The organism is Duganella dendranthematis (assembly GCF_012849375.1).
Taxonomy (GTDB): domain Bacteria; phylum Pseudomonadota; class Gammaproteobacteria; order Burkholderiales; family Burkholderiaceae_D; genus Rugamonas; species Rugamonas dendranthematis.
Map to the genome: position 1 here is coordinate 3554099 of NZ_CP051684.1, position 19957 is coordinate 3574055.

General features: G+C 62.3%; 17 protein-coding genes and 1 other RNA gene. 6 read left to right on the forward strand and 12 right to left on the reverse strand.

Translation table 11 applies throughout. From position 1 onward, the window contains the following. Positions 1-6 precede the first annotated feature (6 nt). Genes HH213_RS16230 through lepB form a run of 3 tightly spaced genes read right to left on the reverse strand, consistent with a single transcriptional unit; the run spans position 7 to position 3840 of the window. Positions 7-2355, reverse strand: a complete 2349-nt coding sequence (locus HH213_RS16230; RefSeq protein ID WP_169112892.1) for a CPBP family intramembrane glutamic endopeptidase — start codon at positions 2353-2355, stop codon at positions 7-9. Next, on the reverse strand, positions 2352-3092 hold the full coding sequence (locus HH213_RS16235) for an ABC transporter ATP-binding protein (RefSeq protein ID WP_169112893.1): 741 nt from the start codon (positions 3090-3092) through the stop codon (positions 2352-2354). The genes HH213_RS16230 and HH213_RS16235 overlap by 4 nt, the downstream gene beginning before the upstream one ends. A 58-nt stretch (positions 3093-3150) precedes the next feature. After that, entirely contained in the window at positions 3151-3840 is a 690-nt protein-coding gene (gene lepB / locus HH213_RS16240; protein WP_169112894.1) for a signal peptidase I, read from the reverse strand. Positions 3841-3930: 90 nt separating this feature from the next. Between lepB and HH213_RS16245 the strand changes: the two genes are divergently transcribed. Next, positions 3931-4194 (forward strand): hypothetical protein, encoded by a 264-nt coding sequence (locus HH213_RS16245; protein ID WP_169112895.1) that lies wholly within the window; start codon positions 3931-3933, stop codon positions 4192-4194. Here the strand turns inward: HH213_RS16245 and ggt are convergent. The 7 genes from ggt to HH213_RS16280 all read right to left on the reverse strand — a co-directional run bounded on the left by ggt (position 4191) and on the right by HH213_RS16280 (position 11453). Further along, positions 4191-5954 (reverse strand): gamma-glutamyltransferase, encoded by a 1764-nt coding sequence (gene ggt, locus HH213_RS16250; RefSeq protein ID WP_169112896.1) that lies wholly within the window; start codon positions 5952-5954, stop codon positions 4191-4193. The two genes, HH213_RS16245 and ggt, sit on opposite strands and share 4 nt — an antisense overlap. A gap of 11 nt (positions 5955-5965) precedes the next feature. After that, a complete protein-coding gene (locus HH213_RS16255) occupies positions 5966-6454 on the reverse strand; it encodes a hypothetical protein (protein ID WP_169112897.1) in 489 nt (162 codons plus the stop codon). Positions 6455-6608: 154 nt separating this feature from the next. Continuing rightward, positions 6609-7496, reverse strand: coding sequence for an RNA polymerase sigma factor RpoH (gene rpoH / locus HH213_RS16260; RefSeq protein WP_371867993.1), 888 nt, complete (start codon positions 7494-7496; stop codon positions 6609-6611). 243 nt (positions 7497-7739) lie between these two features. Further along, the gene (gene ftsX, locus HH213_RS16265) at positions 7740-8660 is read right to left on the reverse strand and encodes a permease-like cell division protein FtsX (protein WP_110847287.1); all 921 of its coding nucleotides are present in this window, start codon (positions 8658-8660) and stop codon (positions 7740-7742) included. Next, positions 8657-9313 (reverse strand): cell division ATP-binding protein FtsE, encoded by a 657-nt coding sequence (gene ftsE / locus HH213_RS16270; RefSeq protein ID WP_110847286.1) that lies wholly within the window; start codon positions 9311-9313, stop codon positions 8657-8659. Before ftsE ends, ftsX begins: the two co-directional genes overlap by 4 nt. 19 nt (positions 9314-9332) lie before the next feature. After that, complete coding sequence (gene ftsY, locus HH213_RS16275; RefSeq protein ID WP_110847285.1) at positions 9333-10376, reverse strand: signal recognition particle-docking protein FtsY; 1044 nt, start codon at positions 10374-10376, stop codon at positions 9333-9335. 129 nt (positions 10377-10505) lie between these two features. Further along, positions 10506-11453 (reverse strand): MerR family transcriptional regulator, encoded by a 948-nt coding sequence (locus tag HH213_RS16280; RefSeq protein ID WP_169112898.1) that lies wholly within the window; start codon positions 11451-11453, stop codon positions 10506-10508. 779 nt (positions 11454-12232) lie between these two features. Between HH213_RS16280 and HH213_RS16285 the strand changes: the two genes are divergently transcribed. Together HH213_RS16285 and HH213_RS16290 are read left to right on the forward strand one after the other, a co-directional pair. After that, positions 12233-13324: a porin gene (locus HH213_RS16285; protein WP_110847283.1), complete on the forward strand. Its 1092-nt coding sequence runs from the start codon at positions 12233-12235 to the stop codon at positions 13322-13324. Positions 13325-13397: 73 nt separating this feature from the next. Continuing rightward, on the forward strand, positions 13398-13931 hold the full coding sequence (locus tag HH213_RS16290; protein ID WP_110847282.1) for a hypothetical protein: 534 nt from the start codon (positions 13398-13400) through the stop codon (positions 13929-13931). Here HH213_RS16290 and HH213_RS16295 read toward each other — a convergent pair. Beyond that, positions 13926-15641 carry a thiamine pyrophosphate-binding protein gene (locus HH213_RS16295; RefSeq protein ID WP_169112899.1) on the reverse strand — a complete coding sequence of 572 codons (1716 nt, stop codon included), beginning with the start codon at positions 15639-15641 and terminating at the stop codon, positions 13926-13928. The genes HH213_RS16290 and HH213_RS16295 overlap by 6 nt on opposite strands. A gap of 120 nt (positions 15642-15761) precedes the next feature. Here HH213_RS16295 and rnpB point away from each other — a divergent pair. Together rnpB and glpK are read left to right on the forward strand one after the other, a co-directional pair. Next, positions 15762-16097: RNase P RNA component class A (gene rnpB / locus HH213_RS16300), an RNA gene on the forward strand. Between the two features lie 18 nt (positions 16098-16115). After that, positions 16116-17600 carry a glycerol kinase GlpK gene (gene glpK / locus HH213_RS16305; RefSeq protein ID WP_169112900.1) on the forward strand — a complete coding sequence of 495 codons (1485 nt, stop codon included), beginning with the start codon at positions 16116-16118 and terminating at the stop codon, positions 17598-17600. Between the two features lies 1 nt (position 17601). Here the strand turns inward: glpK and HH213_RS16310 are convergent, their stop codons facing one another. Beyond that, positions 17602-18384, reverse strand: a complete 783-nt coding sequence (locus tag HH213_RS16310) for an alpha/beta fold hydrolase (RefSeq protein ID WP_169112901.1) — start codon at positions 18382-18384, stop codon at positions 17602-17604. A 111-nt stretch (positions 18385-18495) separates the two neighbouring features. On the opposite strand from HH213_RS16310, the gene HH213_RS16315 reads away from it, so the two are divergent. Next, the gene (locus tag HH213_RS16315) at positions 18496-19413 is read left to right on the forward strand and encodes a LysR family transcriptional regulator (protein ID WP_169112902.1); all 918 of its coding nucleotides are present in this window, start codon (positions 18496-18498) and stop codon (positions 19411-19413) included. The last annotated feature ends 544 nt before the right edge of the window (positions 19414-19957 follow it).

Below are 19957 nucleotides of genomic sequence, written 5' to 3' on the forward strand. Positions count from 1 at the left end.
GTGCTGCTACCACCAGAATTGCAGCGACAGGATCACGGCGTTGTAGGCAGCGTGCACCAGCATCGGCGCCAGCAGCGTCTTGCTGCGTTCATAGGCCCAGGCGGTGCAGAGTCCCAGCACGAACACCGGCAGCATCGACGCCGGCGGGTGGACCACCGCGAAGATTGCGGCGCTCATCAGCATTGCTTGCGGCGCTGCCATTGAACGTCGCAGACCGCCGTAGATCAGCCCACGGAAGATGAATTCCTCGCACAGCGGCGCGGCCACCACGGCCAGCGCGAGAACCCAGCCGCGCGCGCCGACCAGCTTCGGCCCATCCTTCATCAGTTCGACCCACAACGCCGTGTGCTGCATCAGCGTCAGATACAGCACGCCCACCACGCACGCAGCAGCGGCGGCGACGGCGGCGCTGCGCAGCGATACGCCGGCGTGCATGCCGCGCACGATGACCGGCACGCCGGCCGCCTTGTTGCGCCAGTAGACGAAGCGCATCAGCAGATAGATCACCACGCCGGCTATACCGAATGCGAAGGTCATGGCGCGCAGATCGGATTTGCCGATGATGAGCAGCGCCAGGCCTTGCAGAATGAAGAAGGCGGTGGCGGCGATCAGGCCATCGGCGGCGGAGACGCGCGCCGGCGGCGCGGCGGCAGGGTCGAGCAGGTAGGGCAGGGCATCGCGCGCTTTCTGCCACAGCGCCAGCGCCATCGACGCCACCAGCACCATCACTACCAGCTTTTGCGACCACACGTTGCTGTAGATCGACCAGGTGTAGAAGCTGGCCAGCAGCATGTAGAGGTAGACGTAGGTTGGCCGCACGCGCGTGCGCGCATCCACCGCCAGCGGATCGCAGGCGAACACGCCCAGCGAAACGGCGATCATCGAGTAGATCGGAATGCCGATGAACACCGTCAGCACCAGCACCAGCATGCTCCAGTCGAAATCCGTGGTGTACCACGCGGTGATGCCGAGGACGACGGCCGGATACACCATCGTCAACCCACCCCACAGCTGCGCCTTTTCCTTCAACACGCTTTCCAGCGAGCGCGGGACGGTGTACATCAGCCACAGGACCTGGCCTTCGTTGTTCAGCGTCTGGAATGCCGACAGCATCAGCACGTAGACGCCGATGCCAAAGGCGATGGCGGCGGCCACGAGGTGGTGATCGCCCAACTCCGCCAGGCTATTGAGTTTACCGTTGAACATCATCTGGCTGCCGACGATGATAATCGGCAGCAGCAAGGTCTGGAACAGGAAGTTGCGGTCGCGGCTCAGCAAGCGCAGTTCGCGGCGCTTGATCGGCGACAGCACGGTGGACAGCAGCGTCGCCATGCCGCGCGGGGCGGCGCTGGGTAGCGTGGTGCGCGTGCTGGTGCGCACACTTTCGCGCGAGCCGGAATTGACCACGCCATGGCGCAGCTGATGACGCAACAGCGCCATACCGCCCCACATCAGCGGCATCACTTGCGCTAGCAGCAGCGCCACGCTTGCGGCCAGCTGCGTTGCGTCCTGCGCCTGGATCGCCTGCAGCACCATGCCGGGCGGCGTCCAACGCAGCCACGACGGAGACGCGCGTGCCCAGTCCATTGCAAACGCATTCGCCTGCGGCATGCCAAGGGCCATGACGAAGTAGATCAGCGGCAGATTGACCAAGCCCGTGATCGCCTGCATGTTGCGCAGCTGCGCGGCGGGTAGCCACATGCGCAGGCCGGTGTCGGCCAGCGTGTGCAGCATCGATGCCAGTGGCAGCAGCACGGCGGCCGCCAGCAGCGCGATGGGCAGCGCGCTCCAGGCGTAGCCGGAGTGCCAGGCGATGACACTGTACGCCGACACCAGCGCGAACCAGCCGGCGACGTTGCTGGCGCTGCGTTCCAACACGCGGCCCCACAGCAGTGTGCTGCGCTTCACCGGCATCGTCACCAGCCATTCCAGATCCCAGTCCGGCTGCGCCAGCTCCCTGCTCCCCAGCGGCATCAGCACGGCGATCAACAGCAGCATGGTGAGTTCCATCGTCAAGCCGTTCATCAGCGCCGGCGCGAATGGCGCGGTGGCCAGCTCCTCCTCGGCGACGTGCAGTTCGGTATGATGTTCGCCATGGGCGTCGATGAAGCGGCATTCACTGGCGGGCACCAACTGGCACTGCATGTTGAGCACCACGTTGTTGGATACGCTGACGAAGGAGAAGGACATGAACAGCACCATCACCGCCGTCAGCACCCACAGGCTGCTGCGCTTGCCGCCACTGGTGTCGCGCGGCTTTTTCTTCTTGAAGCGGAACAGGTTGTTGAACACCATGTTGCGCTGGCGCGTCAGGCGCATGCGCGTCATCAGCCAGATGGTGTGCAGCGCGGTCATTGCGGCGTCTCTTCTACGGCTTCGTCGGTGATCTTCAGGAATACGTCTTCCAGCGATCCGCTGGCGGAGGACTCGGCGCGGATCTGGTCCAGCGTGCCGGTGGCCACCAGTTCGCCGCGATGGATGATGCCGACGCGGTCGCACAGCTTCTCGGCCATGTCCAGCAGGTGGGTGGAGACGAAGATGGTGACGCCGCGCGCCGCCGCCGCCAGCAGGCGTTCCTGCACATCGCGCGAGGCGCGCGGATCGAGGCCGTTGATCGGCTCATCGAGGATCAGCACCACCGGATCGTGGATTAGCGCGCAGGCCAGGCCGAGACGCTTCTTCATGCCCAGCGAGTAGTTGACGGCGTAGTCTTCGCCCGCTTCGGTCAGGCCGAATTCCGCCAGCAGGCGGTTGCTGCGTTCCGCCGCTTCGACGCGCGGGTAGCCATGCATCTCGGCGACGAATTGCAGGATCTCGCGGCCGCGCAGGTAGTCGTAGAAGACCGGCGTGTCGGGCAGATAGCCGACGCGGCGTTTTACTTCGGCCGGCTCGGCGTGGCAATCGAGACCATCGATCAGCACCCGGCCGCTGCTCGGCACCAGGATGCCCATCATCATGCGGATGGTGGTGGTCTTGCCGGCGCCGTTGGGGCCGAGGAAGCCGAACACTTCGCCGCGCTGCACGGTAAGCGTGAGGGGTTTGACGGCGTTGAAGCTACCGTAGACTTTGGACAGGCCTTGAAACTCGATCATGAAGACACCGGCAATGTTATGAAATTACTACATCATCATAACACTGCTGGCGCGGGGCTTACTGCTTTGCTGATTGCTTCGGATAGAGGCTCATGCCAAAGCGTTCGGTGCGCGGCATCCAGTTGCCGGTGATGTCGGCCGAGGCCAGCACGCGTTCGGCGCGGCCGATCAGCAGCGCGCGCGGGACCAGGCCGATGTAGCGCGAGTCCGCGCTGTTGTCGCGGTTATCGCCCAACATCATGTACTCGCCGGGCGGCACCACCAGCGCGGCGAAATCGCGGCGCGCCTTGATCTGCGGCAGAAACTGGATCGCGTGGCGGCTCTGGCCGACGGATTCGCTGACCTGCACGGCGGCCAGGTCGCCGACGCCCTGGATGTTTTCCACGCCATGGCCGAGCGCCGTGTAGTCGGCCGCCTGGCCATTGATGATCAGCTCATCGTTGCGCATTTCGACGCGGTCGCCCGGCAGCGCAATCACGCGCTTGATCAGCCGCGTGCCGTTGACCGGCGACGAGAAGGTGACGATGTCGCCCCGTTGCGGTTCGCCAGTAGGGTGGATGACGATGTCGGTCAGCGGCACCTTGACGTTGTAGGCCAGGCGGTTGACGAACACCACGTCGCCTTCCAGCAGGTTGGGGTGCATGGAAGACGAGGGAATCGGGTTCCAGTCGGCGACCGCAGTGCGGAAAATCCCGAACAACATCAGGAACAGTAAAAAGCCCTTGTTGGCGCGCATCCATTTTTTCATGTCTTCTCCCAAGTGAGTGATGTTCTTGCCAGGTGGCCGGGATTAATATTGTGAGCAAATTCTTAATCATGGCTTAGCCGCGGGGTTTCCATGCAACTTTACGATCTGCCGTTCCAGCTGTCGGACGAGGTGCGCGAGTACGCGGCTGGCTTGGTCGGCAATAGCATGCGTGCGCTGATGAGCGAACCGGAGGAGGGGCGCAGCGGACTGGCGGACCTGCCGACGCTGGTGCGCTCGGTCAGCCGCCTCGATCCGCCGTCGCCGTTATTTTGTACCGGCGACTGCCCGCGCCACCTGTTGGCGTGCGAGCTGGCGGTCGACGCCTTGCAGGCGTGGATGGCGTTGCAGGCCTAGTGCGCGGTCTTCTGCACCAGCGCGCTGCCGACGCCGTGGCGATGGCCTTCGCTGACCGCCGTTACCGTGCCGTCGGGATTGAACACCAGCGCGTTGGCGGCGCCGATTTCTTCCGGCGTCTTGCTCCAGTGCTGGCCGGTTTTCTCCAGCGCCTGCGCCTGCGCGCTGCCGGTGAAACCCGGCTCCACATCGGTCGCCATGCCATTGCGTTCTGACAGCCGCGGCGCGTTGACCGCGTCCGGCATGCTCATGCCCAGGTCGACGTAGTTGAAGATGGTTTGCAGCACGGTAGTGATGATGGTGGCGCCGCCCGGACTGCCGACCGAGAACGCCGGCTTGCCGTTCTTGAAGGCGATGGTCGGCGACATGCTGCTGCGCGGGCGCTTGCCGGCTTCCGGCACATTCGGCGCCGGACCGGAGAAATCGAAGTCGGTCATCTCGTTATTCAGCAGGAAGCCGTAGCCTGGCACCACGATGCCGCTGCCGCCCCACGATTCAATCGTGTAGGTGTAGGAGACGATGTTGCCTTCCTTGTCCGACACGGTCAGGTGGGTGGTGTGCGCGCCTTCCGCAATCAACTTGTTGGCGTTGGGCCGCAGCGGCACGCTGACGTCGTTCTGGAACGGATACGGATCGCCGGCCGGCGCCTGCACGCTGGCCTGCTCGGGATTGATCAGCTCACGGCGGCGCGCGGCGTAGTCCTTGCTCAGCAGGCCGGCCACCGGTGCGTCGATGAATTCGGGATCGGCGAGATAGGCGTTGCGGTCGGCGAAGGCCAGGCGGCTGGCTTCCAGGTACAGGTGTTCGGCCTTGGCGCGCGGCATGGCTTTGAGGTCGTAGCCTTCGAGGATATTCAGCGCCTCGGCCACCGCCACGCCGCCGCTGCTCGGCAGCGGCATGCCGTACAAATCGTAGCCGCGATAGGTGCTGTGCACCGGCTGGCGCAGGCGCGCTTCGTAGTTGGACATGTCGGAGAGCGTCATCTTGCCGGCGCTGACTTGCTTGCCCGGCGCGGTGGCTGGGGCGTTGACTGCATCGACCACCGCGCGCGCCATTTTGCCGCTGTAGAAGGCCTTGACGCCGCCGGCGGCCAGTTCGCGATAGGCCTTGGCCAGATCTGGATTGCGCAGCGTGCTGCCGGCGGGCAGGGCTTTGCCGTTCTTCAGATACAGCGCTGCGGTGGCGGGGAACATGGCGAATTTGGCCTCGTTGCCCTCGATCAGATGCGAGAAATTGTCGCTGACCTTGAAGCCCGTGCTGGCGACATCGATGGCCGGCGCCAGCACCTGCTTGAACGACATCGAACCGTAGCGGTCCAGCGCTTCATGCCAGCCGCGCACCGTGCCCGGCACGCCGACCGACATGCCGCTGGCCACTACGGTGTCGAAGTCCAATTCCTTACCGTCCTTCTGAAACACGGTCGGCGTGAAACTGGCCGGCGCGGTTTCGCGGTGGTCGATGGTAATCACGCGCTTGTCCTTGGCCAGATAAATCACCATGAAGCCGCCGCCGCCGATGCCGCAGCTGAACGGATCGGTCACGCCCAGCGTGGCGGCCGCCGCCACCGTGGCGTCGATCGCATTGCCGCCCTGGTTGAGGATGGTGATGGCGGCTTGCGACGCCTGCTCGCTGATGGTGGCGACAGCGCCGCCAGTGCCGGTGGCCACCGGCGTTTTGGCGGCGGCCGGCAAGGCCAGGGAAACAATGATGGAGGAAACGAGAACGGTACGGAAGGGACGGGCGCGGGACGAGAGGGTCATGTGGGCAAGCTTTAAGGTGGGTTAATGTTGCTCACCTTTAAGCTTACCTGATAATCCGGCGGCGTCTCATTTTTCGCCGGCACCTGTTGCGGCTGGAACCCAGCCAGTGTGAAGGTCAAACCATTGCGCGTGACGCTCGGCGTGCCGTTGGGCATGTTGTCGGACAGGACGAAGTTGCTGGCGCTGCCGTCCGGCTGCAGCAGCGCAAAGCTGAAGCTGATGTAGCCCGCCCAGACGCACACCGCGCCTGGGTGGCAGCGGCTGTCGTTGACACGTTCCAGTCGCACCACCGGCGCGCTGGCGGCGATGCTGGCGCTGGGATTGGCGACAGCGGCGCCGGTGATGGTCGCGCTGGCGCCCTGGCGCAGCACATAGACGGTGGTGAAATGCGCAGGCGCGGCAAGGGCGCGGCTGTTAGCGGCGCCGCAGGCGTACAGGGTGGCCATGATCGCGGCCAGCAATGGCAGCACGATCAGTTGACGAAATATAGTTGTTTTCATGGTAGACCTCTTGCTCAATTGAAGGCAAGCTTAGCAAAAAGACCATGAGCGTGGCGCACGAACGGCACGAGGTCAGCGCTAGCTCAAGGAGGCGCCAAAAAAAGTGCCGCGCGGCGCGAACGCCGGCGGCAGCTGGGGAGACTACTGTGCGGGCTTAGACGTAAGCAGCCAGCGCACCTTTCATTTTTTTCAGCGCAGCGGCTTCGATCTGGCGGATGCGTTCGGCCGATACACCGAACTCCGCAGCCAAAGTGTGCAGCGTGGCGCCGGAACCGTCGTCGTTCGCCAGCCAGCGGGACTCGATGATGCGGCGCGAACGGGCGTCCAGCTTGCCCAGCGCTTCTTCCAGTCCTTCCGATTGCAGACGCGTCACCTGTTCCGCTTCCAGCACGCGGGTCGGCTCGGAGGCTTCCGACGACAGGTAGGCGATTGGCGCGAACTTGTCATCTTCATCATCGGTCGGCGATTCCAGCGCGATGTCACGGCCGCTCAGGCGCGTTTCCATTTCGATCACTTCCTCGCGCTTGACGTCCAGCGTCTTGGCCAGTTGATCGATCTGGGCAGGCGTCATCGCATCCAGGCCGGTCTTGTGGCTGCGCAGGTTGAAGAACAGCTTGCGCTGGGCCTTGGTGGTCGCTACTTTGACCAGACGCCAGTTCTTCAAAATGTATTCATGCATCTCGGCCTTGATCCAGTGCATGGCGTACGACACCAGACGCACACCCTGATCCGGGTCGAAACGTTTGACCGCTTTCATCAGGCCGATATTGCCTTCCTGGATCAGGTCGCCATGCGGCAGGCCATAACCCAGGTAGCCACGGGCGATCGATACCACCAGGCGCAGGTGGGACATCACCAGCCGTTCGGCGGCGCCGAGGTCAGCCTGGTCTTTGAGGCGTTTAGCCAGCGAAATCTCTTCGTCATGCGTCAGCATCGGCAGGCGATTGACAGCCGAAATGTAAGCATCCAGGTTACCCAGGTTGCCACTAAACCCGAGTCCCAGAGCACTGTTTTTGGCAGGTACCACGGACATCATAGTCATTTTCGTTTCCTTCGCTTGAATACTGCTTGAGAGCACTTATGTACTCTGATGGACATATATTAGCACTCTCTATCGATGAGTGCCAATCACCCAAAATAAATGGGCCTGATAGTAGAACACTATCGGGAGTCCCGATGTGTTTAGAATGCGCGATGGATCTTAGGGCGGGCTTAATGATGGAAAACATCCTAAGCCTGGGGGATGGCGCGTTCCGTGCGCGGACGCACGAAACGGCTGGGGATGTCAGTTAAGGCGGGCGGTGTGGCGCTTGACCGAGAGGCGGGCGGCGATCAGGCCGAGCGTGGCAGACAGGGCCAGCAGGGCCGCCATGGCCGCCGGCGGCAGCGGCGCCAGTTGAAACTCGGATGCGTACAACCTTGCAAATTCAGCAATCGCGGTGTTCAGTGGCCGCAATGCCGCCGTCACGGCGCCCAGCGCCAGTGCGCCCGCGCCCAGGCCCAGCAGCGCGCCGGTGTAGTAGAAGGGGCGGTGGATGAAGCTGTCGGTGGCGCCGATCAGCTTGGACACCAGGATTTCCTCGCGCTGGGTCAGCACCTGCAGGCGGATGGTGTTGAAGATCACCGCCACCACCACCGTGCCCAAGGTGGCCGCCAGCAGCAGCAGCGCCAGGCGCAGGATGTTGATCAGCGCGGCCAGGCGCTTGACCCAAGCCGAGTCGACCTGCACGGTATCGACACCCGGCAGCGCGCGGATCTGCTCGGCCAACTGGTCGACGTCGCCACCGGCCTGGGCGTTGCGGAAGGCGTCCAGCTTCAGCACGTAGCTGTCCGGCAGCGGGTTGTCGCCGAGCGTGGCCAGTACATCGGCCAGGCCGTTCTTGTCTTTCAGGTTATCCAGCGCTTTTTCGCGTGGCGTGAAGACGATTTTGGCCTGCTTGTCCTTGACGGTCTGGCGCAGCTGCACGGCCAGCGCTTCGGCCTGGTCGCGCGGCGTGTCCTGCTTCAGGAAGACGCTGATTTCCGGATCGACCGACAGCGTTTCCGACATCGGCCGCACATTGTCCAGCAGCGTCACGCCCATGAAGGGCAGGGCCAGCGCGATCGCCACGACTAATATATTGAACAGGAAGCTGCCCGGCGAACGGCGCAGGTGTACCAGCGCGGCGGATAAGGCATAGCGGTGTTGGCGGAACCAGTAGGTCATGCTGCTTCTCCCACCTGGCCACGGTTGAGGTGGATGACGCGCGCGGCGGCATCCAGCATCTGTTCGTCGTGGCTGGAGATCAGGCAGGTGACGCCGACCGAATTGAAGGCTTTCAGCGCATCCAGCACTTTGTTGGCGCTGGCGCGGTCAAGATTGGCGGTTGGTTCGTCGGCCAAGATCACTTGCGGCCGGTTGACAATGGCGCGCGCGATCGATACCCGTTGCTGCTCGCCGCCGGACAGGGCCAGCGGCTGGGCATTGGCGCGGTCGCCGAGGCCGACTTTATCGAGGGCGGCGCGGGCGCGCTGCTCGGCCTGCGTGTGGGAGGCGCCGGTCACCAGCAACGGCAGCATGACGTTGGCCAGCACGGTGCGGTCGGTCAGCAGCCGCTGTTGTTGAAAGATCAAACCCAAGTTGCGGCGCAGGAAGGGCACGGCCACCGGCTTGATGCGGCTGATGTCCTGGCCGTTGACGATGACCTGGCCGGAAGTCGGCCGCTCCATGGCGGCGATCATTTTCATCAGGGTGGATTTGCCAGCGCCGGAAGGGCCGGCCAGGAAAACCAGTTCGCCTTTTTCCACCGTGAAGGAGATGTCGCGTAGCGCCATGACATCGGTGGAGTATTGTTTAGAGACGTTCCGGAATTCGATCATAGAGGTCTGGTGAGTAGGATTAGCCAAGCAGTGCTTCTACAAATTCGGCAGCCACAAACGGCTGCAAGTCTTCAATCTTCTCGCCCACGCCGATGAAGTACACCGGCACCGGACGCACGCGCGCAATCGCGGCCAGCACGCCGCCCTTGGCGGTGCCGTCCAGCTTGGTGATCACCAGGCCGGTCAGCTTGAGGGCGTCGTCGAAGGCCTTCACCTGCGCCAGCGCATTTTGCCCGGTATTGCCGTCGATCACCAGCAGAGTTTCGTGCGGTGCGCCGTCCATACCCTTGCCGAGCACGCGCTGGACTTTTTTCAGCTCTTCCATCAGGTGCAGCTGGGTCGGCAGGCGGCCGGCGGTGTCGATCATGACCACGTCCATGCCCTTGGCTTTGCCGGACTGCACGGCGTCGAACGACACGGCGGCCGGATCGCCCGAGGCTTGCGAGATCACGGTGATGTTGTTGCGCTGGCCCCAGACCATCAGTTGCTCGCGGGCGGCGGCGCGGAAGGTGTCGCCGGCGGCCAGCAGCACCGACTGGCCGTGCGTCTGCATGTGCTTGGCCAGCTTGCCGATGGTGGTGGTCTTGCCGGCGCCGTTGACGCCGGAGATCATCATCACGGTCGGCGTGTGGCGGCCCAGCACGAACGGGCGCTCCAGCGGCGTCAGCAATTCGATCAGCAGCTGTTTCAGCGCGGCCTTGACGGCGGCGGCGTCCAGCAGCTTGTCTTCCTTGACTTTGCGTTTGAGTTCGGTGAGCAGGTATTCGGTGGCGTCGACGCCGGCGTCGGACATCAGCAGCGCCGCTTCCAGCTCGTCGTACAGGTCGTCGTCGATCTTGGCGCCGATGAACAGCACCGACAGGTTGTTGGAGGTTTTGGACAGGCCGGCTTTCAGGCGCGCCATCCACGATTGTTTACGTTCCGCCGGCTCTTCGATCGGCAGCAGGTCGGGAACGTCGGGCGTAACGGCGGCGGGAGTGGTCGCGGAAACCACGGCCGGGGCGGCGACAGGCGCCACAGGCGCTTCGGGAGCGACAGGTTTTTTCTTGAAGAAGCTGAACATGGATATGTAAATGGGGTGCTGGCCAGCACGGGAATTTGCCTATTTTACCAGAGCGCCACCCCGCACAGCCAAAGCACAGGGGTCTGACCCGTACGGGTCAGACCCCGCGACGGATCGGAGTGCGGGGTACTAGCCAGCCGCCAAGATTGCGGCACGCGCGCGCCATTCGGCAATCGCGCCGGCCAGACCCGCCAGATCAAACACTCGCACATAGGGCGGCCGGCGCTTTTTTAGCGCCGTATTGCCGCCACCCGCCCACAGGTCGGCGCAACCGGCCAGCCGGGTATGCAACTCAGCCAAGCCATCCAGCGCCTGACGCGGATTCATCGCCACCGAGAACGACAGCGCAATGATGTCCACCCGTTGCGCGCGCGCCGCTTCCACGATATCGAGCAGCGGCGTCTGCACGCCCAGCGAAATGCAATGCGCGCCTTCGGCCACGCACATGGCTTCGGCCATCAGCAAGCCCAGGCCGTGACGCTCCTGCGGTAAGGTTGTCAGCAAAATGCGCGGTGCGCTCAAGTTGCCGTGATTGGCCGGCGGCATGGCAAAGATCGCGCTGCGCATTACCACCGTCAGCGACTCTGTATATAAGTGTTCTTCAAACGTCGCCAACTGGCCGCTGGCCCAGGCTTCGCCGATCAGCGTCGTCAGCGGCGCCACCAGTTCGATGACGAAACGCTTCAGCCCCATCATCAGCAGCGCCTGGGACAGTCGGCGGCGCAGCTCCTCCATCTGATGGCTCTTGCATAAATCCAGGTAGCTTTGCAATTCCGGCGCCGGCGCCGGCGGCGTGTCGCCCTGGCCGCTGGCCTTGCCGGTTAACGCCTGCAATTCGTCGGTGCTGTACTGAATCACCTTGCCGGGGCGGAAGCCCAGGTCGAGCAGGCGCTTGACCAGACGCAGCTTTTGCACTTGTTCGATGGGATAGACCCGCTCGCCATTGGGATCGCGCAGCGGTTGCGGGAAGTCGTAGCGGCGTTCCCAGACGCGCAGGGTTTCCTTGGCGACGCCGGTATCGCGTTCGACGTCGCTAATGCTGCTGGGTACGAGTTGTGGGGTAACTTTATTAGTCATCAGATATAGGCAAGCTGCACGGGGGCGGGGTGCGCTTTGGCATTTTACCTGCGTTTTTGATGAGAACGGGCGGCAAAATTGCCAGTAAGTGAATCCATTTCATGCACCAAAATTGTGCGTTGGTGCAAAAAACTGCACCGATATGTCTCCTGAATACAACAGGTAGCAATTTCTTACAATTCGGTAACGTCATGCAACTTCCTGCGCTTTTTACAAAATTTACTACACAAATAAAGCTGTAATACTAGGAGCAAAGTTGGTTTGTGGCCTATTTTGCTTGAGAAAACCGCCGAACAAAGTCAGGGATTGTTAGCTTATTACCATTTGGTAGAGAGGAGTGTGCAGGGGGTTCAGTATAAAATAGCGTCAGAAATAGCAATGTGGCTATTTTTACTTGGTCCGACGAAGAAGTGGTACACACCGTGTTCATCGTGCGGAAAACCTGGCCTGTTTCGCTTGATCGGCAGGAAATATTGCGATGCGGTAAAATGCCGCTGCTTTGAAAAACAGACAAGTATGCAGACGATTCAGTATGAATGGTTTTACACTTGTTGAAGTTTCTTGGCATCAGTATAGTGCCGCCTCCGGCGCCCCATGAGGGCGCTGCGATAATAGCCGGCGTAGATTGATCGGCAGCAAGTGAACGTGTTCCATGATTGGAATGCACAGTGGCAGCTGGGGAGTTTGCCCTCACGCACACAACGGCACAAGCCGTGAAGCACCGAACACGCCGCACTACTGGCTTATTTTTACAGCAACACAACTGAAGGAAACACGTAATGAAAAAATCCCTTATCGCTATCGCCGTACTGGCAGCAACCAGCTCCGCAGCATTCGCTCAGTCGAACGTCACCATCTACGGCATCCTGGATGCTGGCATCACCGCAGAACGTGGCGGCGCCCAAGGCAACGTCACCAAAGTGACCAGCGGCGCAGCTTCGGCATCGCGTATCGGCTTCAAAGGTACTGAAGATCTGGGCGGCGGTCTGAGCGCTATCTTCAAACTGGAAACCGGCGTTAAAGTTGACGACGGCACCCTGGACAACACCACCAGCACCCTGTTCAATCGTGAAGCCTATGTTGGCCTGTCGTCGAAAACCGCTGGTTCGCTGACCCTGGGTCGCCAGTACACTCCGTACTACGAAACCCTGCGCGACGTTGGTGATCCATTCGCAATGGGCTACGCTGGTACCGCTAAAAACCTGTTCCCAGTTGCCAGCTACATGACCCGCAACTCGAACGCTGTTGTGTACAAAACCCCTAACCTGAACGGCTTCACCGGCGCTGTTTCGTACAGCCTGGGCGAACAGCAGGGCGACGCATCGGCTGCCCGTCAAGTTGGCGGCTCGCTGGGTTACGCCAACGGTCCTCTGAACGTTGCTGTTGCTTACAACATGAAAAACAACGACACCACGGTACTGAAAACCGCCGGTGTTGGCCACAACTCGCTGGTCGCTGCTAACTACGACTTCAAAGTTGTGAAAGTTTTCGCAGCCTTCTCGAAAGACAAGGGCCAGGGTTCGGCTCCAATCAACGGCGCAGCTAGCGCAACCGCAACCACCAACGCGTTCGGTTACACCTTCGCTCAAAGCGCTGACAGCCAGGACGCTCTGATCGGTCTGACCGCACCAGTGTCGGAAGCCGGCACCGTGATGGCTTCGTACATCCGTAAGAACGACAAAGAGTCGTTCAACCGTGACGCTGACCAGTGGGCCATCGGTTACAACTACGCTCTGTCGAAGCGCACCAGCACCTACGTTGCTTACGCTAAGATCAAAAACAAAAACGGCGCAGGCTACACCGTTGGTAACAACACCGAAGCCGGTACGGGCGACAAGGCCTTCAACTTGGGTCTGAAGCACTCGTTCTAATCTGATTATTCAGGTTTAGACTCAACAACGGCTGCCTTGTGCAGCCGTTGTTCATTTCCGAAAGCGATAAAGAATGACACGACGTGCCCTGTTTGCCGGCGCCATCCTGCTGGCCTCCTGCGCCGTGCTGGCCGCCCCTAAGACAACCAAGAAGCCCGGCATGCTGCCGCGCTACGGCATGCTGGTGTTTTCCGATTTATGCATCCACGCCGACAGCGGCGAATTCGGCGGCCAGCGCATCACGCTGCAGCGCTTTGCCGAAGTGGATACGATTTTGTATGAATATACCGCCGGCGGCCTCAGCTGGCCGGTGGTGGCCAGCGACGTGACCATCGATCCGCGCGGCCAGCAGCTGTATTTCACCGTGCGCCCGCCGGACGAAGACGAACGCACCATTAGCGGCAAGCTGGCCGATGGCGGCAAGACGCTGGTGCTGGATGGCGGCTATTGCGGCGATGAGGCGGTGCCGATGCGGCTGCCGCTGGTGACGGACTTCGGCCGCAAGGCCGGCGTGTGCCGTGCCTGCCCTGTGCCCAAGCCCCAGAAGGAAAAAGAAGAAGACAAGCCGCTGCAGGACAGCGGCTCCACCACGACCGCCGGCTTATGACTTAGCAGATTTGGCGGCCTGCGCTGCCGCCGCCTGCTGGCGGATGGTCTCCAGCGTGGCGCCCGGCGTGATCAGGTTGCCGTCGTAGCGAAGCTCGATCAGCGCCGGCAGGTTGTGCTCCCGCGTATGCGCCAGTGCGCGTTCCAGCGCCGGTGCGAATTCCTCGGTCCTCGTCACCACTTCACCCGTACCGCCATAGGCCACCGACAGCGCGGCGAAGTCCGGATTGTGCAGTGTGGTGCCCGACACGCGGCCCGGATACTCGCGTTCCTGGTGCATGCGGATGGTGCCGAACATGGCGTTGTTGAACACGATGATGATCACGCCGGCCTGATATTGCACTGCCGTCGCCAGTTCCTGGCCGTTCATCATGTATTCGCCGTCGCCGGCAAAGGTGATCACCGTGCGCGACGGATCGATGATCTTGGCCGCCACGCCGGCCGGCACGCTGTAGCCCATGGCGCCGCTGGTCGGCGCCAGCTGCGTGCGCATGCCGCCGTAGCTGTGGAAGCGGTGCGCCCAGGTGGCGTAATTGCCGGCGCCGTTGGTGATGATGGTGTCATGCGGCGCCAACTGGTCGATCTGTTGCACCACCTGCCACAGGTCCAGCGGCGCTTGGCCGTCCTTGAAGATGGCCGGCTGCTGCTGCCACGCTTTCAGCTCGGCGCGCGCTTCGGCCACCGTGTGTTGCCAGGCGCCGGCATCGACCGGCTGCATGGCCGCCAGCATCGCCGCCACCTGCGGCATGCCGCTGTTGATCATCACTTCCGCCTGGTAGACGCTGCCCAGTTCCTCGGCATCCGCATGCACGTGGATCAGGCGCTGGCTTGGCACCGGCGCTTGCAGCAGGGCGTAGCCGCTGGTGGTCATCTCGCCCAGGCGCGGGCCGATGGCGAGGATGACGTCGGCCTCGCGCACGCGCGCCGCCAGCTTGGGATTGATGCCGATGCCGACATCGCCGATGTACTGCGGGTGTTCATTGTCCAGCAAATCCTGGAAGCGGAAGGCGCAGCTGACCGGCAGCTGATTAGCTTCGGCAAAGCGCTGGATGTCGGCACAGGCTTGCTGGTTCCAGCCGCCGCCGCCCAACAGCAGCAGCGGTTTTTTGGCGCCGGCCAGCAGGCCGCGCACGGTGTCGATCTGCGCGGCGGACGGCGAGGCTTGCACCGGCTGGTAGCAGCGGGTGTCGGCCACGCTGGCCCTGGTGGTCAGCATATCCTCCGGCAGCGCCAGCACCACCGGGCCGGGACGGCCGCTGGTGGCAATCTGGAAGGCGCGCGCGATGTATTCCGGCATGCGGTCGGCACGGTCGATCTGCGTCACCCACTTGGCCATCTGGCCGTACATGCGGCGGTAGTCGATTTCCTGGAAGGCTTCGCGGTCGATGAAGTCGCTGCCGACCTGGCCGATGAACAGTATCATCGGCGTCGAATCCTGGAACGCCGTATGCACGCCGATCGAGGCATTGGTGGCGCCGGGGCCGCGCGTGACGAAGCAGATGCCTGGCTTGCCGGTCATCTTGCCGTAGGCATCGGCCATGAAGGCGGCGCCGCCTTCCTGGCGGTTGATGATGAAGCGGATGTCGGAATCGTGCAGGGCGTCGAGCACGTCCAGGTAGCTTTCGCCGGGGACGCCGAAGGCGGTGTCCACGCCGTGGATCTTCAGGGCGTCGACCAGGATCTGGCCGCCGGTGCGGGATGGTTGCGTCATTGTGGTGAGCCTTTTGCGGTGAAGGTATCACGGCATTCTACGGCGGCGCCGGACGCGCTGCTTTGGCAATGGCGACACCAAATTTCAGATTTGCAGGCGCGGACTGGTACAATAGCGCCCGAAGCAAGCCAGACAGCCGCTGGTCAGCGTGTAATGCCTGACGGGAGGAAGGTCCGGACTCCATAGAGCGGGGTGACGGTTAACGGCCGTCCGCTGAAAGTCCCTCACGGGATATAAAGCGAGGAATAGGGCCACAGAGACGAGCGTATTAAGTTACGGTGAAACGCGGTAACCTCCACCTGGTGCAATTCCAAATAGGCACGCGATGATGCTGCTCGCGGAGCGTGCGGGTAGGAAGCTTGAGCGCTGGAGTAATCCAGCGCCTAGAGGAATGGCTGTCATAGCGCAGGTTCGCCTGCGCCGTAACAAAATCCGGCCTATCGGCTTGCTTCAACTAACAACCATTTTTTCGCGATGAAAAAATATATTCTTGCTCTGGACCAGGGTACGACCAGTTCGCGCGCCATCCTGTTTGACCATCAGGGCCAGATTTGTGGCTGCGCAGCGCAGGAATTTCCCCAGCATTTCCCCCATCCCGGCTGGGTCGAGCACGACCCGCATGACATCTGGCTGAGTCAGCTGGCGGTGGCCCGCAAGGTGCTGGCCGATCACCATGTCAATGCGCACGACGTGCTGGCCATCGGCGTCACCAATCAGCGCGAGACCACCGTGGTGTGGGATCGCAAGACCGGCGAACCGATCGCCCCCGCCATTGTCTGGCAGGACCGCCGCACGGCCGATATTTGCGACGCCTTGCGCGCTGACGGCAAGGCCAAAAAAATCACTGATATCTCCGGGCTGGAACTGGATGCCTACTTCTCCGCCACCAAGCTGAAGTGGCTGCTGGATCACGTTCCCGGCGCGCGCGAAAAGGCGCGCCAGGGCGGGCTGGCTTTTGGAACGGTGGATAGCTGGCTGGTATACAAACTGACCGGCCAGCATGTGACCGACGTCAGCAATGCGTCGCGCACCATGCTGTTCAACATCCACCTGATGCGTTGGGATGTTGACCTGCTGCACCTGTTCGATATTCCGGAGCAGGTGCTGCCGCAGATCGTCTCCTCCAGCGAGGAAGTGGGCAACACGCATGCCAATCTGTTCGGCGCGCCGATACCGGTGGCCGGCATCGCCGGCGACCAGCAGGCGGCCACCTTCGGCCAGGCTTGCCATCAGCCGGGTATGGTCAAGAACACCTACGGCACCGGCTGCTTCATGCTGATGCATCTGGGACGCCACCCGGTGGCGTCGCACAATCGCCTGTTGACCACGGTGGGCTGGCGCGTCGATGGCGCCACTGATTATCTGCTGGAAGGCAGCGTCTTCATGGGCGGCGCCACGGTGCAGTGGCTGCGTGACGGACTGGGCATCATCAAATCGTCGGCAGAGGTGGAGGCGCTGGCGGCCAGCGTGCCGGACAGCGACGGCGTATTCATGGTGCCGGCTTTCGTCGGCCTTGGCGCGCCGCACTGGGATGCTTACGCGCGCGGCGCGCTGTTCGGCCTGAGCCGTGGCAGCACGCGTGCGCATATCGCGCGCGCCGCATTGGAAGCCATCGCCTACCAGAGCGCCGAGCTGATGGCGGCGATGCAGAAAGACGCGTCACTGCCGCTGACCGAAGTGCGCGCCGACGGCGGCGCCGCCCGCAACGACCTGCTGATGCAATTCCAGGCCGACTTGCTGGGCGTGCCGGTGGTGCGTCCCAAAGTGACCGAAACCACCGCGCTCGGCGCCGCCTATCTGGCCGGCCTGGCGGTCGGCTTCTGGGACACGCAGGAGGAAATCGGTGCGCAATGGATTTGCGAACGCCGCTTCGAGCCTGCCATGAGCAGCGACCGCCGCGCGGAATTGCTGGCCAAATGGTCGCGTGCCGTCGAGCGCTCCAAGGATTGGGAAAACTGAATTAGCCCAGCGAGGCGACAAAGTTGTCGATCGCCTCAGCTACGTCCTGTGGCGATTCCAGCGGCGACAGGTGGCCGGTGTCTGGCAGCACATGCAGCCTCGCTTGCGGAATGCGCGACAGCAGTTCCGCCTGTAATACCTCTACCGGATCCACCTTATCCAGTTCCCCGGCAATGACGATGGTCGGCACGGCGATCTTCTGTACCGCATCGCTGATGTCCTTGCGGCTCGTGTAGTTGGGCCACGCGACGCGCGCTTGCGGGGCGCCGCGCAAGCTGTCGTCGATCACTTGTTCGCGCTGGCTGGCGCTGAGCGGCTTGGCGGTCAGCATGTGGTCGATGCTCATGCCCACCGACTCCGGCGAGTTGTAGGCGCTTTCCATTGCGGCGCGCGCTTCCGGCGGCAGCGCCAGCGGCGTCGGCGGCGCTGGCGCGACCAGCACCAATCCCATTAATCCTTGCGGCTGGCGTGACGCCAGCAGCTGGGCGATCTTGCCACCCATGGAATGCCCGATCAGCACGTACTGCTTCAGCGTCAGCGCAGCAATCAGGTGCTCGATGTCGGCGGCGAAGTCGGTCAGGGCGTAGGCATTGTTCTCTGCCGCGTCGGAATCGCCCCAGCCTCGCAGGTCGGGCGCAATGGTGTGGCGGCCGGCTGGCAGGGCGTCGATCACCGCCTGCCAGGTGCGTGACGAGCCGCCCCAGTAGTGCAGGAAGACCAGCGCGGGCCCTTTGCCGCTTTGTTCGCTGACGTGAAGCCGGATATTGTTGACGGTGATATGCATGGCGATACTCCTTGATGGATAACTGGCCTCCATTGTAGATTCGCGCAAATGACGTGATAATCCCCCTGTCATTATCATAAATCGATCGTAATGTGATCGAATGGAGCTGCTGTGGACCGTTTTGCGTGTATCTCCGTCTTCGTGGCGGCAGTAGAAGAGGGCAGTCTGGTGGCTGCCGGGCGCAAGTTCGGCCTGTCGGCATCGATGGCGGGCAAATACCTTGGCGGGCTGGAGGCTGAGCTCGGCGTGCGTCTGCTCCAGCGCAGCACGCGCAGCCTGAGCATCACCGAGGCCGGGCAGGCCTATTACGCGCGCTGCAAGCGTATCCTGGAAGAGTTTGAAGAGGCCAACCAGGAAGCCAGCGACAACGCCGCCACCCTGCGCGGCCGGCTGCGCATCGCCGCCCCGGTCAGCTTCGGCGCCTTGCACATGGGCGACCTGGTAGCGGGCTTTCTGGCCGAGCACGACCAGGTGACGGCCGAAGTGATCCTGGACGACCAGTACACCGACCTGCACACGGCCGGCATCGACGTCGCCATCCGCATCGGCCGGCTGCCGGACTCCGAGCTGGTGGCGCGCCGGCTGGCGCCGTGCCGCATGGTGTTCTGCGCCGCGCCATCCTGGCTGGCGCTGCATGGCACGCCACAAACCCCGGCCGATCTGCGCGATGCACCACGCCTGGCCTTCAGCGGCGCGGTCACCGCCGGCGACTGGAACATCACCAACGCCGCCCGGCAGGTGCACACCATCGCCGGGCCGCTGCGCGCCCAAGCCAACAATATGCAGCTGTTGCTGTCGATGGCGGTGGCAGGCCTGGGCATCGCCTACGGCCCGACGTTTGCATTCGGCCCCGCCATCGCCGAGGGCCGGCTGGTGCAACTGCTGCCCGGCTGCGTTGCCGAAGAACTGGTGGTGCAGGCGATTTATCCGAGCGCCCGCCACTTGCCGTCCAAGGTGCGCAGTTTTGTCGATTACCTGGCCGGCGCCTTTGCCGGCGACCCTGTTTGGGACGATTTTCAGCGCGTATAATAGCGTTGATGCGCTGCAAAATTTGTATAGACAAGTTGCGCTGTCGCTGTTGCCATGAAGTAAAGTTGAGTTAGTTGCTGGTGTTTTGTGAAGGTTCCCTCATTCCGCGTGAGCGCGCTGTTGATGCGCTTCTCGTCTCTATCCCGCGTATTTTCCCTGCCCATTCCCTGGTTGTCTATTTGCTACCGCAATGTTGGTGCTTTGCAACTTTATGCATTTAGATCACTATTTTTAATCGCATAATTTTTAACCAAAACACATGGGTATAGATGAGGTGTCACCTTCACAACCTTACATAAGTACTTAATTTATCGAACTATTTTGTTTCTAGCTGGCTTCAAGGAATCGCGCTAAGTCCTTAATTTCATTAATAAAATCCCTGTTTCGATTGGCTGAAAGCGCTTGACCACGATTCTTGCATCCTCTAAAGTGGGCATCTGTGTGAAAAAGTGTCTTTTTGTGGGAAATTTTGCCTGACTTAGCGGACAGGGGAGATGAAATACGAATGGCCATAGTTTCATGCTCCGCTAACCATACTGAGGTC

Excerpts from the sequence above, each read along its gene's own strand:
- HH213_RS16230 (WP_169112892.1), bottom strand. The coding sequence starts at position 2,355 with ATGACCGCGCTGCACACCATCTGGCTGATGACGCGCATGCGCCTGACG.
- HH213_RS16235 (WP_169112893.1), bottom strand. The coding sequence starts at position 3,092 with ATGATCGAGTTTCAAGGCCTGTCCAAAGTCTACGGTAGCTTCAACGCC.
- lepB (WP_169112894.1), bottom strand. The coding sequence starts at position 3,840 with ATGAAAAAATGGATGCGCGCCAACAAGGGCTTTTTACTGTTCCTGATG.
- HH213_RS16245 (WP_169112895.1), top strand. The coding sequence starts at position 3,931 with ATGCAACTTTACGATCTGCCGTTCCAGCTGTCGGACGAGGTGCGCGAG.
- ggt (WP_169112896.1), bottom strand. The coding sequence starts at position 5,954 with ATGACCCTCTCGTCCCGCGCCCGTCCCTTCCGTACCGTTCTCGTTTCC.
- HH213_RS16255 (WP_169112897.1), bottom strand. The coding sequence starts at position 6,454 with ATGAAAACAACTATATTTCGTCAACTGATCGTGCTGCCATTGCTGGCC.
- rpoH (WP_371867993.1), bottom strand. The coding sequence starts at position 7,496 with ATGACTATGATGTCCGTGGTACCTGCCAAAAACAGTGCTCTGGGACTC.
- ftsX (WP_110847287.1), bottom strand. The coding sequence starts at position 8,660 with ATGACCTACTGGTTCCGCCAACACCGCTATGCCTTATCCGCCGCGCTG.
- ftsE (WP_110847286.1), bottom strand. The coding sequence starts at position 9,313 with ATGATCGAATTCCGGAACGTCTCTAAACAATACTCCACCGATGTCATG.
- ftsY (WP_110847285.1), bottom strand. The coding sequence starts at position 10,376 with ATGTTCAGCTTCTTCAAGAAAAAACCTGTCGCTCCCGAAGCGCCTGTG.
- HH213_RS16280 (WP_169112898.1), bottom strand. The coding sequence starts at position 11,453 with ATGACTAATAAAGTTACCCCACAACTCGTACCCAGCAGCATTAGCGAC.
- HH213_RS16285 (WP_110847283.1), top strand. The coding sequence starts at position 12,233 with ATGAAAAAATCCCTTATCGCTATCGCCGTACTGGCAGCAACCAGCTCC.
- HH213_RS16290 (WP_110847282.1), top strand. The coding sequence starts at position 13,398 with ATGACACGACGTGCCCTGTTTGCCGGCGCCATCCTGCTGGCCTCCTGC.
- HH213_RS16295 (WP_169112899.1), bottom strand. The coding sequence starts at position 15,641 with ATGACGCAACCATCCCGCACCGGCGGCCAGATCCTGGTCGACGCCCTG.
- glpK (WP_169112900.1), top strand. The coding sequence starts at position 16,116 with ATGAAAAAATATATTCTTGCTCTGGACCAGGGTACGACCAGTTCGCGC.
- HH213_RS16310 (WP_169112901.1), bottom strand. The coding sequence starts at position 18,384 with ATGCATATCACCGTCAACAATATCCGGCTTCACGTCAGCGAACAAAGC.